We start from the raw sequence: 16,087 nt of genomic DNA on the forward strand, positions 1-16,087 counted from the left end.
TCGCAAAGCCAACACACACAGTGACTTAGGGTTTCCTGAGCTTTTCCGCCCTACCGAACAACAATCCCAGTTGTGGAAGGAATTACAAAGTTTCAACCCTGGATTACAAAGCCCAAGACCGCCTGGGGCTCTCAACTCCAATAAAAATCGCACAGCCGTTATACTCTGCCACTCACCCACGCCTGATGAGCGGGCGGCGGCGAGAAAGGTTCGGCGGGAACTGAATATTGGCTCGAGACGGGCTTACGTCGGGATCAGGCAACGGGCGAGTTTGCGGCGGGAACCGAGCGTGCCTGCCAGCGTCCATTCGTGGCCCTGCATTCCCCGTACGCTGCGTTGTGATGTGACCATCGATCGCGGTACCGGCTCGATCGTTCTCTTTCTAACCGCGAACCTCACGAAGCCCCGGAATGACTTTCGAGATATCCTGCCACTCTTTGCCGCTACTCACTGTTTTCCGCCATGCATGTGAGCAGAAGAGCATGCCGGCAGCGATGACCGCCCTCGGCGAAAGTGATCCCAGAGACAACGCTCCTGCAATGACGAACTTACGCCGTAACGATTTCCGACCGTGACTCAGCCCCAACCAAGTAAAAGCGAAACGAAGATGCCCTGCGAAGACGTTTCTGACCCGTTACGCCGTCACGGCTATTACCGAACCACCGCTGCGGCTCCGGAGATCCGCGTTGCCGATCCTGCGTTCAACGCTCAATCGTCGATCGAGATGGTGCAACGGTTCGATGACTCCGATCTGATCGTTCTCCCGGAACTCGGGATGACGGGCTACACATGCGGCGACCTATTCGCCGTCGCACGATTGCTCGACGCGGCCAAGGACGCCTTGTTATCGCTCGCCGCTGCGACTGGCGATCAACCTGGCGTGGTGATCGCAGGACTCCCCATGACGGTCGGCACCAGCGTGATGAACGTCGCCGCGGTGCTGGGCGGTGGTCGCATCCATGGGGTCGTCCCCAAGACCTTCCTGCCGACGTACCGCGAATTTTACGAGGGGCGGCACTTCCGTGCGGCGAGTGATTCGGATCCGACGTCGGTCGAGATCGGCGGTGTCACGGTTCCGTTCGGGACAGACCTGTTGTTTCGTGACGGCGACGCGGTAATCGCGGTCGAAATCTGCGAAGACCTTTGGGTCCCCGTCCCACCGAGCAGCCACGCCGTCATCGCGGGCGCCAACGTGGTCGTCAATTTGTCTGCGAGCAACGAGACCGTCGGCAAAGCACAGTGGCGACGTGACCTCGTGGTCAGCCAATCGGGACGACTCGTCTGCGGTTACGTTTACGCGTCCGCCGGTGGTGGCGAATCGACGAGCGACCTCGTCTTCGGCGGACATTGTTTGATTGCCGAAAACGGCGGGCTGCTCGGCCAATCCCGCCGAATCGGCGACGGGGAGATTCCCGTCCTGCCAGACACGACTTCGCTGACCCGCGACATCGACCTGCAAAAGCTCGCCCACGACCGGCGAGTGATTGGCTCGTTCGACGACTTCCGCGATTCCCTGCCGCGTCCCTATCGCACGATTAATGTCGAGGCTCGAAGGACAACCGCGAGCGTAGAAAGTCGATTGCAATTGCAACGACGGATCGATCCGCACCCGTTCGTTCCCGACAATCCGGAAGAACGCGAGTCCCGCTGCGCCGAAATTCTTGCAATCCAAACGGGCGGCTTGGTGAAGCGACTCAGTGGATTGCCCGCGGACTTGACGCTATCGATCGGCGTTTCCGGAGGCCTCGACAGCACACTGGCGTTGCTCGTTGCGGCCGGAGCGGTTGACCATCTCGGACGTGATCGCTCCGTGATCAACGCGCTCGTGATGCCGGGTTTTGGTACGACCGATCATACGCGAGAAAACGCGATCGACTTAGTCAAACGTCTCGGTGTCACGTGCCAAACCGTTGACATCCGGCAACTCTCGCTCGACACCTTCATCGGCCTCGAACATTCCCCGATGGGAATCAAAGTGGACGAGCAGACCGACGTCGCCAAACTACAACAACAATTGCAGGCCACCGACGACGATGCCTATGACCTCGTATTCGAAAACGTCCAAGCCCGAATGCGGACGCTGCTGCTAATGAACAGTGGCTTTGTGCTGGGCACGGGCGACTTGAGCGAACAGGCACTCGGATGGAGCACGTACAACGGCGATCACATGTCGATGTACAACGTCAACTGTTCCATCCCCAAAACGCTGGTCCGTTACTTGGTGCGATACATCGCCGACCATCGTTATGACGAACCGATGCGAACGCTGTTGCACGAAATCGCCGACACGCCGATCTCGCCTGAACTGCTGCCACCGACCAAAGACGGCAAGATCCGTCAAAGCACCGAGGCGTCGCTCGGTCCGTACGAGTTGCACGACTTCTTCCTCTACCACTTCATCCGCGGCGGTTGCGATGCGTCCAAACTCGAGTTCCTGGCATTGCAAACCGAGTTCACTAAGCCGCACTCCCGCGACGTAATCGCAAAGACATTGCAAACGTTTATCAAGCGTTTCTTTACGAGCCAATACAAACGCAACTGTGTGCCCGACGGCCCGAAGGTCGGTTCGGTTTCGTTATCTCCGCGCGGCGACTGGCGAATGCCCGCGGATGCTTCTTACAGCGCATTCATGCCAAACGCATGGGACAAGAACGACTCATGAAAATTTGGATTGATGCCGATGCGGCGCCGAACGACGTCAAAACAATTGTCTTTCGTGCTGCCACACGCCTAAACATCGAAACCATTTTGGTCGCCAACCAAAAGATCGCGGCGCCCGCCAACGCCACAACGGTGCGATCAGTCGTCGTACGCGAAGGCGCCGATCAAGCCGACCGGTACATCGTCAAACACGGCGAACCGATGGAGATCGCAATCACCGCCGATCTTCCTCTCGCCGGCGACCTTGTCGAAAAGGGACTCATGGTCATCGACCCACGCGGTGAGGAATACTCAATCGCGAACATCGCGAGCCGGTTGTCGATGCGAAACTTCATGGACGAACTCCGCGGCACCGGCATGGTCACCGGCGGCAGTGCCCCCTACGGCGACAAAGACAAAAAAGCCTTCGCGGCCACCTTTGACCGCCTCCTGCAAAAAGGAATTCGCCACTTCGCGAAACAAGCCAACGCCGAATAAGTCGCCAACTTTTTCGCTCACACAGTCTTCTCGGCACGACACGGCGTGCCTGCCACAGTCACGTCGAGACGACCTTCAATCGCCACTTCGCCCTATGAGACCCGGCAAAACGATTATCTAGAAGAAGCCAGCCACTTTCTCGGTCGTCGCGATGCCGACGATGACACCGCCGATCGCGCCGAACAAATGCCCGTCCCAGGACACCGAGGATCCGAATGACGGGATCACGCCGCCGAGCAAACTGCCGCCGAAGAACAATCCCACCACGACGGCAACGGCAAGCGAAACGAATTGTTTCTCGCGGATACCGACGATCATTAAAAACGTGATCAGCCCGAAGACCAACCCGCTCGCCCCGACGTGATTGGCCGAGCGTCCAAAACACCACAACAGCACGCCGCCGCAGACCACAATCCCAACCACGGCTTCCCACGGGCGTTCTCGCGTCAACACAGTCAACGACAGCAAGATGGCGACGGGAATCGTGTTCCCAATCAAGTGCCCAATACCCGCGTGAAGAAACGGCATGAACGCGATCCCAGGAATCCGTCGTACCGTCCGAGGAACCAAACCCAAATCAAGCAACGATCCGGGGACGACGAAGTCAAGCAAATACACCACCCACATCACGGCAACGAAAGCAGCAACCGGATACAGCGTTTGAGACATGTTGGATGACGGCATAACAGGGCGTGCGAGTTTGCAAGATGAAGAGGGCCCCGCCAATCTATCAGCCACACCCATCGACGGCCACGCTGAACGAACAATAACACTCGGCCTCCGATTCGAGAAACCTTCTCGATTGAAGTCCGGTCACGCGTTATTCGCCGGACGAGGGAGTGACGGGGGCTTGGTTCAGTCTGCGCAACAGATTTCGAACGTAGACACCCGAATGTGTGAGGTCACTTTGCGACCACCCTCCCGTCGATCGTGCGCGCGGAATCAGTGCCGCACAAGTCTCCTCTTTGTCACCGATGCACCACTTGCACCAACTGATTTTGCGATCTTCCATCCACTTCACCCATCGATCCCATTCGGGAAGATCCAATTTGCCGAGACCGGACGCCTCGCAACCCCCGTACTCAGACACGAACAGCGGCAGCCCTTTTGACAATGCGTAATCGGCGTTATCACGCAGCGATTGCTTGTGAGTCCCGGCGTAGAAATGCAGCGCGTACATCACGTTCGCAACGCCATCGATCGGATCGTCCGCCGCCAAGTGAACATCCTGGTCCCAATGAGGACTGCCAACGAGAATGATGTTATCGGGATCGACTTCGCGAATCGCCGCAATGATCGACTCGGCGTACTGCTTGACTTCTTCCCACGTGTCACCCTCAGGCTCATTGTAGATCTCGTAGATCACGTTGGGATGGGCACCGTACGTCTGTGCCATCTCAACGAAAAACTCCTTTGACTCATCGAGATGCTTCGAGGCATTGTGATCGTGCCAGTCGATAATCACATACATTCCATTTTGAATGCACGCATCCACCACCGTCTTCACAATCTGTTTGGCCTCTTCGCTGGATTGCAAATAGCCGCCACGGGGTTCGATCCCCATCGCCGCTCGCAATACGGTGCAATTCCAATCGTCACGCAACCAGGACACGACATCCGCGTTCCAAAATTGCGGCCACCAAACATGCCACCCAAAACTCATCCCACGCAAAACAATCGGTGCACCCGCCGAGTCCACTAACTGTGTTCCCGAAACCGACAACTGCCCGTGCTCGGCAACAAAATCGCCTGAGCGAGACTGGGCAAACGTGTTGGTGACACAAACCAGAAACGCACCGACCAACAACATCGCTCTGGTGAGAGGCGTCTGCGCAGCCGTGCGATCGAATCGAATAAATCCCGTCATGCTTTTCTCACGTGGTCCCACTCCAAAATCTCCATCTCCGGCGACGCCGATGCTCACCATAAAACCCGGGCGGTCGATCGCGACTCACCTTTGACTCACTCATCACCATGAAATGACGCCGAACCGCGAGACAACGATATCCCGCATTCAGGTTGCATGCGCCATCAACTCTGGCTGCCTCTTCGCGAGGCCACCTATTCTCGAACCAGTTTAGTTGCGAAAACACCTCGTCACTTAGTCGCGTAGCCAAGTAGTTGCTACTCGCCCAGCGACTCACTCGTGCAGCTACTTAATCGTGAAGCTGCCCTTCTGTTGGATCCCGCCTTCTCCAGACGAGTCACTGATCATCACGTCAAAACGACCGGGTTCGACCACCCACTCGTTTTCACGGTTGAGCATCTTCAAATCTCGCTTTGGCGACAATTTGAATTGGACCGTCTTCGATTCGCCTGCCTCGAGTGAAACCCGTTCGAACCCACGCAAGAGTTGCTCGAACGGAGCCACCGACGCCACCGCATCTTTGATGTAAAGTTGCACCACGGCGTCGCCCTCACGGTCTCCCGCGTTGGCAACTTTGCAGGTTACCGTGATCTCATCGTCCGCAGTCGGTTCAGCCGGCGTAATCTCGAGGTCCTCGTACTCGAACGTTGTGTAGCTCAGCCCAAAGCCGAAATAATACAACGGACCGAGCACGCGTGTGGTTCCCCATCCGTTGGGATCGTGGCGAGCCTCCTGTTTGGACCACGCACCATTGCGGTGGGGGACAGCCAACGGAATCTGGCCGACTGTTTTTGGAAACGTAATCGGCAATTTTCCACCGGGGTTGTTTTGCCCGAAGACCGTCTCGGCTACCGCCTGGCCGACCTTCTCGCCACCGTGCCAGCAAACCAAGATGCCGTTTGCGTACTTGTCGATCCAATTCACGCTCGCGGCCCGACCGATCATCAACACAACCACAACCGGCTTGCCCGTCTTCACCATTTCTTGGACCAAGAGATCTTGATGACCAGGAAGGTTCAGGTCCGTCCGGGAACGCGATTCACCGACGGTGTCATCGTTATCTCCCATCACGCAAACGATCACGTCTGCCTTCTTCGCCGCCTCGATCGCCTCGTTCAGTTTCGCTTGTTCTTCGTCATTGGGCGGTTGGGGCAGAATTCCCGAACCAGGAAATGTCGCGTCATAGTAATCGACGCCTGCGGAGTGAATCACGTCGGCCCGATCACCGAGGAACGCCTTAATGCCAGCCAACGGTGTGACCACATCCGACGTACCGGGTCCGTACCGACTGATCATGGGTGATGCGTCATCGGACGCCGGGCCGGTGACCAGCACGGTGCCACAGGTGTCGGGGCTCAGCGGCAGGACGCCGTCATTTTTGAGCAACACCATCGCCTCACGTGCGGCCCGTAAAGTGACCGCTTCGTTCGCGTCGGTGTGAACGATCGACGGTGCGGCTTCGGCGTCCACGAACGGACGATCGAATAACCCCAACTCGAACTTCACTCGCAATACATCGCCAACACGTGCGTCAACCGTTTCCTCCGAAATGCGTCCGTCCGCAATCACCTTCCGCAACGGCACGATGAAGTCTTCTACTTTCTTGAACGTTGTCCGAACGTTCATTCCCGCATTGACCGCGAGAGCGATCGCCGCTTCGAAATCCTCGGCGACTTCGTGCTGTTCGTGCAAACGCGAAACCGCACCACTGTCGGAAACGACATACCCGTTGAATCCATACGTGTCACGCAATAACTCCGTCAGAAAGTACCGACTGCCCGTGACAGGCACACCGTCGTAGGTGTTGTACGAACTCATCGCGCCCTTCGGATGGGCTTCCGTAATTACCTTTTCGAACGGGTGCAGCAAGATCTCGTGCATGTCCCGAAACGGAATTTGAGGATCGGTGCGGGCTCGTCCGTCACGACCGCCGTGAGGAGTGCTGTAGGCGGCGAAGTGCTTGACCGTCGAGGCAACGCCCTGCGACTGAATCCCAAGTGTTTGCTGCTTGCCGAGTTCGCCGACGAGATAGGGCGACTCACCGTAGCACTCGATCGTTCGTCCCCATCGTGGGTCGCGGACGACGTCCAAGATTGGCGAATAGATGTTCGTGTACCCTAATGACTTAGCTTCCTTTCCCGTGATTTCGCCAATCTGACGAACGAGATTACGATCCCATGTCGCACCAATCCCGATCTGGCTCGGGAAGTTACTCGCGAGCGTGTGGCAAAGCCCTCTAATCCCCTCATTGGTGAAGTCCACGGGAATGCCCAACCGAGTTTCCTCGATGAACCACCGCTGAATAAGATTCAACAATTCGGCGTGTTCGACATGTCCGGTCATGTCCATCACCTGACGAACACCGTTGGCGTGCTCGTCAATATTCGCGATACCGTCTTTCCAAACGCGGTTCTTCCAATCTTCGGTCGGGTGCGTCGTTTTGAGAACCCGTTTGTGACCGTAGATGGTTCCCATCTGCGCGGTCTTTTCGTCCATGTTCATCCGACCAATCAAATCGGCGACACGTTCTTCGACGGGTAGCTCTGGATTCTCATACGGATCCATTTCACCGTTCTTGTTCCGGTCGATCCATCCGTCATGGTAAATCCCATCCGCGAAGGATGTCCCGCCGAGCAACAGCACGCTCATAAAGGCGATCAGCAATTTCATGTTGTGCATCATTACGTCTCTCAAAATTTTCCAAGTAGCGATGTGTGCGTCTTCGAACCCAATCGAACTCGCTTGACAACGCAAAACGTCTCATTCGTTTTGACTATTTCTCACGACCAACCGGGATCTGAGGCAAATTAATTTTCAATCATTGTTCGATTGGCTTTTCACCCATAAAGAACGCCTTTTCGACTTCGGCTTCTTTCAACTGTTTTGTCTGCACCGGCAACCAGAGCGATACGGAGGGGACATAGGTGATGACCATCAACGCGACCACCATGGCGCTAAAGAACGGCAACATTGTCGGAGTCACTTTCGCAATCGACGTCTTGCCGACACCGCACCCGATGAACAAACACGTGCCGACCGGAGGCGTGCAAAGCCCGATGCACAGATTGGCGATCATCATGATTCCAAAGTGAACCGGATGCATGCCCAACGTTGTCACCACCGGCAAGAAGATCGGCGTGAAAATCAGCACCGCCGGAGTCATGTCCATGAACGTCCCGACCAGGATCAGCAACAGGTTGATCAACAAAAGAATCACGAGCGGGTTGTCAGAAACGTCCAACAAAGTCGCACTGACCGTTTGAGGAATGTTGGCCATCGTCATGATCCAGCTCATCCCGGAACTGGCACCGATCAACAACATCACCACCGCCGTCGTGATTCCGGACTCCAACAGAATCGACGGCAACTCCGATGTTCTGATTTCGCGATAAACCAACACCGACAACACAAAGGAGTAGACCACCGCGATCGCGGCCGCCTCGGTTGCGGTGAAGATCCCACCAAGGATCCCACCGATCACAATCACGATCAACAACAACGTGAAGAACGCTCGACGAAACGTCGTAAAACAGCCCAGGCAAACGCACGTCAACGCACCAGCGATCGCCGCCGTGGCGAGCAATCCGATGCGAGGCGACATCATGGCGGTCACAAGCGTCGCGCCAATCACCGACGTCGCGACGATCGGCTTCCATTTCGCCATCTCGATCACTTCGCCACGATAACCGGCAAAGATCGAGATCACTCCGGCAACAAACATGATGCACAATCCCGACAACACCCCCGGCAGCACTCCTGCCATGAACATTGCCGCGATCGAAACCGACCCCGCTGCAACGGAATACACGATCATGATATTGCTAGGCGGGATCATCAGCCCCGTGGTTGCGGCCGTGGTTGTGACGGCGATGTTGAATTCACGCGAGTATCCCTTCCGGTTCATTTCCGGGATCATGAACCCGCCCACGGATGAAACCGCTGCGGCCGCCGATCCCGAAATCGAACCGAACAACATGCACGTCAGCGTGTTGACGTATCCGAGTCCGCCGGGCAACCTCCCGACCAAAGTGGCGGCAAAGTCAATCAATCGCCGCGCGAGACCACCTTTGCCCATCAAGTGTCCCGACAAGATAAAAAACGGAATCGCCAACAACGCGAAACTGTTCACCCCGCTGACCATGCGCGACGCCAACACGACCGATGGGTCCGAGCCTTCAGCGAGAATCGCCACAAAACTCGCCAACGCAATCGCAACAGCGATGGGAACGTTCAACACGAGCAAGACCGCAAAGGTCACAATCAAGATCAACGCGACGCTGCCCATCAGTCCACCTTCTCGGTTTCTTCATCGCAGCCGAGCCGAAGCGTTTCCAACAGGTTGTTGATCGTAAACAGCACCATGAAACAACCCGCAACCGGAATCACGAGGTAGATGTATCCCATCTTCCATCCGAGTGCCGGAGTCGTTTGATTGAGAACCAAGGCGTCGTAAACGACTCGCCCGCCACCGAGAATAAAAATCGAGATCGCAAAGAACAAAACCACCACATGGCTCAGCAATTGAAGGTTCCGCCGAACGCTCTGCTCAAACTTACCGACAAAGTAATCCACCCCGAGATGGCTCTTCGTCTCGAACGCGACCGCGCCCCCCAGCAAGGCAACCCAGATCAGCAGAAACCGGGCAAGCTCCTCCGTCCAACTCGCCTGCTCACCGCCGACATACCGAGTGAGAACTCCCCATACGACGTCGAACACGAGCAGCGTCATCGCGACGATCAACAGAAATTGCAGGATCTTCGTGAGTCCGTCGGTAATCTTTTTTAATACAAGATACATTCGTTTTCACGCTCTAATTCAAACTACCGATTCGATCGAGCAATGATTTGATGTCCGGGTTTTCGATTTGATCGAGCATCGGCTGCACTTTCTCCGCGAACGCCTCGACGTCGACGTCGTAGATCGTCACGCCCTCCGCTTTCGCTTTCTCGAGCGCCGCGTCCGTTTCCTTGCGCCAGAGCTCTCGCTGGAAAACCGCCGACTCCGACGCCGCCTGCTGCAACCATTGCTGTTGTTGCTCGGTCATGGATTCCCACACAGGAAGACTCATGAACAGCATGTCGGGAACGCGAGAATGGCCGTCGAGCGAAAAGTGTTTACAGACCTCGTAGTGCTTGTTCGTTGAAAAACTCGGTGCGTTATTTTCGGCCCCATCAACGGTGCCTTGCGCGAGTGCGGAATACAATTCGCCCCAAGCGATTGGCGTGGGTGCCCCGCCCATTGCCTTGACCATTTCGATTGCCGTCGCGCTGTTCATGACCCGAATTTTTTTTCCTTTCAAATCCTCGGGCGTGCGAATCGGACTCGACTTCGTATAGAAGTTCCGACTGCCCGCGTCGTAATAACAAAGTCCCCGCAGATATTTCTGCTCGCCTTTACGGAGCAATTCTTGACCGAGCTCACCTTCGAGCACGTTCCAAAAATGGGTCTCATCACGAAAGACATAAGGCAGACTGAACACGGCCATTGACGGTATAAAATTCTCTAACGCCGCAGCCGATATCTTCGTCATCGCCAGCGAACCGTTCTGCAATTGTTCAATGCACTCGGTTTCCGACCCCAACACCGCGCTGGGATAGATGTCGACCGTCATCGTTCCGCCTGACAATTCCTCCAGCCGATTTTTCATCGATTCCATCGCCAGATGAACCGGGTGCTTGGTGTCGAGACCATGGCCGAGTTTCAGCACCTTCTGAGTCGACCGATCTCCACCACTCGACTTCTGAACACGCAAATAGCTGGCAAACCCAACGGTCGCCAAAAATACGCCGATCAGCAAACCTGCAACAAAACTGGACCATGCTTTAGTCATGACTCAACAATCACATTTCTTAACAACAAAGGGGAGCAATCAGACCAGAAGATTCGATAACGCCGATTTGACAAGCACACGCAAGCGATGCCTCGGCGAATTCAAATAAGCGGCATCGATGGCCCAACAATACCGTGCAGCCAAAGTCACCGCGTCGGACAAAGGGAGACGAGCCGGCCACCGCTGGCCACCATGCGACTCAACGTAATCGGTGCGCGGGCGATCTACTACGGAGCAACATCGCCGCATTTCTCGCCCCGTGAGGGGAAGATTCCCGCCGCATCTTGGAGCCTGCACACTTTCGCGTCAAGTGTCGCACCGACCTCGAATGCAAAGTCGAAGACTCCCCGTCCGCCTGCGCACGACACGAATCCACGTACCTGCGACAAACGATCGCACATCGCGGCATGCTCCATCGCAGCACTGCGGAATGCGTCGACACAGTGAAACGATGCGGCGGCGGGGAACGCCGTCAGTTGCCTTGCCCACTGCGATCCGATCGAACCGGACTCGCTCACGTTCTACGCGACGTGAGCCCGACAGTGACCGCATCGATCGGCTACGCTTTCGATGGTTGAAGCAGCGTGACCCGGTTCGGCAAGACTTCGATCTTGACCGGCAATCGACCGGCGTAATCACCGTCGACCTGGTAAGGCACACGGTCCGGCGCCGTCCAAGTCATTCGTTTAACACGGCGCCGGGTCACGTCAGGGTGCAAAAGGTGCCAACCAAGCTTTATGCGGGCGAGATAATTCAACCCGCTCCATAGATAACCACGTCGCATCGCAAGCACATCGAGCAAACCGTCGTTCGGCGTCGCATCAGGCTCGATCCCGAGTCCCGCCGCGTAGCGGGGAAGATTGAACGCCATCATCCAGCACGCGTCGATCGGCCCATTCACAACGACGGCTTTGCATTGCTCATCTCGACCAACGTTTCCGCCGCCGGACAAATCACCGGCAACATCTTCATCGACGTCTTCAGATACATCTTCGACAGATCGAATGATCGGATACGAATAACGAGACAGGGCACGCAGGATCGGGCGGGCGTAGCTCCATCTGCGGATGTGCCCGCGCCGGGTCAGATGCATGCCGCGGACAACCTCCGCATCCATCCCCGCAGTGACCATCACGAGGAACAACTTCCCGTTGGCCAACCCCGCATCCATCTGAAAACGCTCGCCTCGCTCGATCGTCGCTGCGACATCAGCCGCGATCGGCGAGAATTCCCAATGACGAGCGAGCAAATTTTCGGTCCCCATCGGCATGGGAACGATCGGGATTTCCGGTGGAAGATTCTGTGCGACCAAAGCGATCGTTCCGTCCCCCCCCGCCGCGACAACCGCGAATTGCTGCGTTCCCATCGCCTCATCGGCAACGCGTTTCTGCAGCGCATCGATACTGTGCGTCACACGACAATCGATCCCGCGACCGCGCAACAACGTAACCAGTTGATCGATTTGATTTCGCCCCGCGCCGCTGCCCGCCTTGGGAGACGCAGTGATCCAAACCTCCCGGATCTTACGATCGGAGCGTTCGAATTCATGCGTTTGATTGCGGGAGGTCGACACGGACTCGGTGGGGTCAGAGGCGCCCCGATGCTCAGAACTGGAGCTGCAGTCCGAGGCTGAGGCCTTGAGCGTAATAGTCACTTTCGACGTACCTAAATTCAGGACGCCGTGAACCGGTCAGCGGATCGACCGGCGGCGCCAACAAGTTGGGATTGACATCAGTATCAATTTGGTCGCCGGCGCGAACAACCGCCGGCAGATAGACTAGCGTGTATCCGGCCGTTGCGTGCATCCAGTCAAAAATTCGCACGCCAAGGGTGAGTCCAATCTCGGGAATCATCGTGAACTCATCACGTTCATAGGTTCCGGAATTGAATTGTTGGGCCAATAGACCGCCGGGATAGTTTTCTGTGGTTCCGAATTCGGTGATCGCCGTTTGGCCGCTGATGCTAACCGTTTGCGTATTCTGGCCAACCGCGACGCGAAGCAACGACTCAAGCCAAATCCGCTTCAAATTGGCTTGATAGGCAACGCCCAGCTGCAGACCGTTGAACTCATTCTTGGAATGAAATCGATCGCTCAACTGCACCGTCCCCGGTGCTCCGGGGTCGAGCGACTCAAGAGTCTCCGAAAACGACAACCCGTCCTCCAGCCGAACATTCCGGTAGCCAACGATCCAATCGACGCGGTCCGTGTTTCGGCAGGCGACACAATTCCCGCCACAGGTAGGACACAACGATGCTCGCCCCGCGATCAGGAACGATCGCAGATTCGACTCCGAGCGAATCGACAGACTTCCGTCCACCAACCCCGGATAGTCGATCAGTTGCGAGGTTTCCTGGTCTGCATTGGTGTCATAAAACGGACGGGCGAGGATCTGACGCCCCGTGCCTCCCGAAAACCCATCATCTTGTTCGGCGAGAGAGAAGTACTCGCCCTCAATTCCGAACGCGGCCGTCGGCGTCAAAAAGAAACCGCCCTCAAGTCGCAGCCCCGCGGTGGAACCGTCGTTAATACTGCCACCGAACAGAACCGTCGTGTTATTAAACCCGAGCACACCGGCTTCCGCTTGTGCCGTGCCGTCGGGACTCGTCGTCGCGAGCGCCGGCGTTTGCATCCCCTCGGTCCACCAATGTAAATACTCGCCGCGGAGCCATAAACGGCTGGCTGGTTCGACACCGATGAGTGAACCGATGGTGGGAATCCCGGTGTAACCCGGCGCGCTGCCCGACCACTGGCTCGACGTCAGCCAAGTCGGAGGTGATGTGAAAATATTGGTCGTCGGAAGCCCATATCCTGTTCCAGACGGCGCGTATCCGCTGGTCGCGTAGGGGTCCGCAGCATCCTGAGCCGACAAATCCGCTGTCACGAAAACAACGCAAGCGATGAGAACGGTAGCACGGACGATCCGCATCGGAGATTCAATGATGAAACGATAGAGGAAGTTAGAGTCGAGCACCGGCAACTATCTTTAGAGTGAAATTCGCAAGAATCGTTCAAGATCCCCGCCCCTGCTGCCGCAGCATTCTTTTTTTAGTCTCCCGCTGTCAAGATCAGTCCCCCCATGACCACAAAGTGGCCGAGCGCAAAGTGGTCAGAGAAAAGCCCCCCGACCTGGGAGCGTTGGCCACTGCCTTCGCGTCCCAAACGCCCCTGGGCAGCTTGCTCTCGTTGGCATTTCGCCTGTCCAAACGTTGTCCCCTTTTGCCTTCTCTGTGGGGCTAACTATGATGCCAGGCCCATCCGACCGAACCATCACCGCGTTCTGATCCAGCACGGTGAGCACTCCCACCAACATTCGGTCCCAGCTCACCTCATCAGCGACGTACACGAGAGCCGTGAAATATCGACACCTCTATCGATCGATCGTTCTGCTGATCCTCGCGACAGCCGTGATCTCGATGTTGGGTCTGCGCGGCGTCATGACGCACAGCCACTCCGATGGCGAGGAAAAACACGTTCACGTCCAAGCGATCTCATCCTCGCCATCGTCTCCGCATCACCACGAGCACCCCCACCCCCATCCTCATGGACAAAGACATGGACATGCGCACGATCATGCCCATGCACACCCTCACGAACACGCCCACCCGCACGCACCGGCAACTTCTTCCCAACAGGACATTTCCCACGATCGACTGATACAAACGGTGTCGCCTGACTCCGCGACCAAGATCGCCTCGACTCACCCTCACTCGCACTACGTCTTCTTTGGATTTGAGTTTGTCGTTTTCGAATCCGGAAATCGCGAAGCGATCGCCAACGACGGCTTCGACGCAGTCGACTTGCGCTCCTGGCTCATTCGCGTGTTCAACGTTCGCAGCCCACTGTCGCCTGAAAGCCTCGCTTTCGAGCCAACGCCCGCGAGCATTCTTTGCGACCTGCTTCTTCGCATGAACGGAGGCCGTGTCAACGAACCTCCCTCCACGCCTCCTCCCGAGTTCGCCACTCTTTAACGTCCTACAGCGTTATCTGAACTCCATCTTGAACGCAACAAACGGTCACTGTTCTCTCCGCCTCTCGCGTTGAGACCGCGTCTGTATCGCTGCGTGTTCGCTCGTCCTATCTCGTCGCAACCGGTCTGCCGTCATGTCGGCGCAGACGCGCCGTTCGTCGCGACTGGATGACCGCATTCCTGCAGGCACACAACCGCCCTCGGTTGGAACGCTCATCTGCATGCGCGGGCGGATACACGAGCACGCAGATGCAACCGTGATCCACTCAAAACCCAAACACAATGAACCGAAAACTAGCAATGCAAATGCAACCTTCTCCTTCGCCCCGTCACTCCCGCGAGGCTTTTACCCTTGTTGAACTCTTGGTCGTGATTGCCATCATCGGCGTGCTCGTCGGCCTCTTACTTCCAGCGGTGCAGGCCGCCCGAGAAGCAGCCCGCCGCATGTCGTGCAGCAACAACCTCAAACAACTCGCTCTTGGCATTCAAAACTACGAATCCACCTTCGGCAGGCTTCCGCCGGGCTACCTGCACAAACCGGGACCGAGCGGCACGCTCTTCGACGCAAACCACATGGGGTTCGCTTGGGGGACAGCCATTCTTCCCCAAATTGAACAACCTGGATTGTTTGACCAATTCGATTTCAGCCGCCCGGTTTGGGACATCGAAAATATTGACGCCCGCGAAACACCGCTGGCAACCTTTCTCTGCCCCTCGGACACCTATTCGGAAGACTCCTACGTGATTCGAGATGACTCGGTGACACCGACTGAACGCTATGCGGCAGCCTCATACGCTGCGAACTGGGGCCCCTCCACCACGACCGTCAACCTCGATGACACACCACTGCAGAGCCAAGGCATTTTCTATCGAAACAGCCCGACGCGGTTTCGAGACATACTCGATGGTCTCTCCAACACGCTGGCACTCGGCGAACGGACCAACGGACCTCTCCCCACCAGCAACGCCTCCGCCGGTGGTCACATGCACTTCGAAACCGCGTGGTCGGCTGCCGTCCGCGACATCGATGATCTAGCCGATGACCACGGACACATGGTGTTGTTTGAGACTCAGTATCGCCCGAACCAAATTGACGGCGATGACAAAGGCCTTTCAGCCCCGCATGTCGGACTCTGCCAATTCGCCCTCTGCGACGGATCCGTCCGCGCGATCTCCGACCAAATCGACGAGAAACTCTACAACGCACTCGGCACCCGCAAGGGCAAAGAAGTGATCGACGAGTTCTAGCAAAATCGCCAGTGCCTCGAATCACCGAGCCCCAAA

The 16,087-nt window shown here is 56.7% G+C and carries 13 protein-coding genes; 4 read left to right on the top strand and 9 right to left on the bottom strand.

Going from position 1 to position 16,087, the window contains the following annotated elements:
• Nucleotides 1-607 precede the first annotated feature (607 nt).
• Together FHS27_RS24345 and FHS27_RS24350 are read left to right on the top strand one after the other, a co-directional pair.
• Nucleotides 608-2,662 carry an NAD(+) synthase gene (locus FHS27_RS24345; protein ID WP_184307948.1) on the top strand — a complete coding sequence of 685 codons (2,055 nt, stop codon included), beginning with the start codon at nt 608-610 and terminating at the stop codon, nt 2,660-2,662.
• The gene (locus tag FHS27_RS24350; protein WP_184307950.1) at nt 2,659-3,138 is read left to right on the top strand and encodes a YaiI/YqxD family protein; all 480 of its coding nucleotides are present in this window, start codon (nt 2,659-2,661) and stop codon (nt 3,136-3,138) included. Before FHS27_RS24345 ends, FHS27_RS24350 begins: the two co-directional genes overlap by 4 nt.
• 117 nt (nt 3,139-3,255) lie before the next feature.
• On the opposite strand, the gene FHS27_RS24355 is transcribed toward FHS27_RS24350, so the two are convergent.
• The 9 genes from FHS27_RS24355 to FHS27_RS24395 form a co-directional block, all read right to left on the bottom strand.
• Nucleotides 3,256-3,822 carry a rhomboid family intramembrane serine protease gene (locus tag FHS27_RS24355; protein ID WP_184307952.1) on the bottom strand — a complete coding sequence of 189 codons (567 nt, stop codon included), beginning with the start codon at nt 3,820-3,822 and terminating at the stop codon, nt 3,256-3,258.
• 136 nt (nt 3,823-3,958) lie between these two features.
• Nucleotides 3,959-5,005 carry a glycoside hydrolase family 5 protein gene (locus FHS27_RS24360; RefSeq protein WP_221225356.1) on the bottom strand — a complete coding sequence of 349 codons (1,047 nt, stop codon included), beginning with the start codon at nt 5,003-5,005 and terminating at the stop codon, nt 3,959-3,961.
• Between the two features lie 285 nt (nt 5,006-5,290).
• Nucleotides 5,291-7,687 carry a glycoside hydrolase family 3 N-terminal domain-containing protein gene (locus tag FHS27_RS24365; protein WP_184307954.1) on the bottom strand — a complete coding sequence of 799 codons (2,397 nt, stop codon included), beginning with the start codon at nt 7,685-7,687 and terminating at the stop codon, nt 5,291-5,293.
• Nucleotides 7,688-7,823: 136 nt separating this feature from the next.
• Complete coding sequence (locus FHS27_RS24370; RefSeq protein ID WP_184307956.1) at nt 7,824-9,290, bottom strand: TRAP transporter large permease; 1,467 nt, start codon at nt 9,288-9,290, stop codon at nt 7,824-7,826.
• Entirely contained in the window at nt 9,290-9,802 is a 513-nt protein-coding gene (locus FHS27_RS24375) for a TRAP transporter small permease (protein ID WP_184307958.1), read from the bottom strand. Before FHS27_RS24375 ends, FHS27_RS24370 begins: the two co-directional genes overlap by 1 nt.
• Before the next feature lie 13 nt (nt 9,803-9,815).
• Nucleotides 9,816-10,835 carry a TRAP transporter substrate-binding protein gene (locus tag FHS27_RS24380; protein ID WP_184307960.1) on the bottom strand — a complete coding sequence of 340 codons (1,020 nt, stop codon included), beginning with the start codon at nt 10,833-10,835 and terminating at the stop codon, nt 9,816-9,818.
• 227 nt (nt 10,836-11,062) lie between these two features.
• On the bottom strand, nt 11,063-11,353 hold the full coding sequence (locus FHS27_RS24385) for a hypothetical protein (protein ID WP_184307963.1): 291 nt from the start codon (nt 11,351-11,353) through the stop codon (nt 11,063-11,065).
• Between the two features lie 41 nt (nt 11,354-11,394).
• On the bottom strand, nt 11,395-12,408 hold the full coding sequence (locus FHS27_RS24390; protein ID WP_184307964.1) for a diacylglycerol/lipid kinase family protein: 1,014 nt from the start codon (nt 12,406-12,408) through the stop codon (nt 11,395-11,397).
• 31 nt (nt 12,409-12,439) lie between these two features.
• Nucleotides 12,440-13,807 carry a BBP7 family outer membrane beta-barrel protein gene (locus FHS27_RS24395; protein ID WP_184307966.1) on the bottom strand — a complete coding sequence of 456 codons (1,368 nt, stop codon included), beginning with the start codon at nt 13,805-13,807 and terminating at the stop codon, nt 12,440-12,442.
• Nucleotides 13,808-14,126: 319 nt separating this feature from the next.
• On the opposite strand from FHS27_RS24395, the gene FHS27_RS30830 reads away from it, so the two are divergent.
• Both FHS27_RS30830 and FHS27_RS24405 read left to right on the top strand, forming a co-directional pair.
• Nucleotides 14,127-14,804: a hypothetical protein gene (locus FHS27_RS30830; protein WP_221225357.1), complete on the top strand. Its 678-nt coding sequence runs from the start codon at nt 14,127-14,129 to the stop codon at nt 14,802-14,804.
• Between the two features lie 281 nt (nt 14,805-15,085).
• Entirely contained in the window at nt 15,086-16,051 is a 966-nt protein-coding gene (locus tag FHS27_RS24405; RefSeq protein WP_246420795.1) for a DUF1559 domain-containing protein, read from the top strand.
• Nucleotides 16,052-16,087: the final 36 nt, after the last annotated feature.

The organism is Aporhodopirellula rubra (genome assembly GCF_014192335.1).
In the GTDB taxonomy this organism is placed as follows: domain Bacteria; phylum Planctomycetota; class Planctomycetia; order Pirellulales; family Pirellulaceae; genus Rhodopirellula; species Rhodopirellula rubra.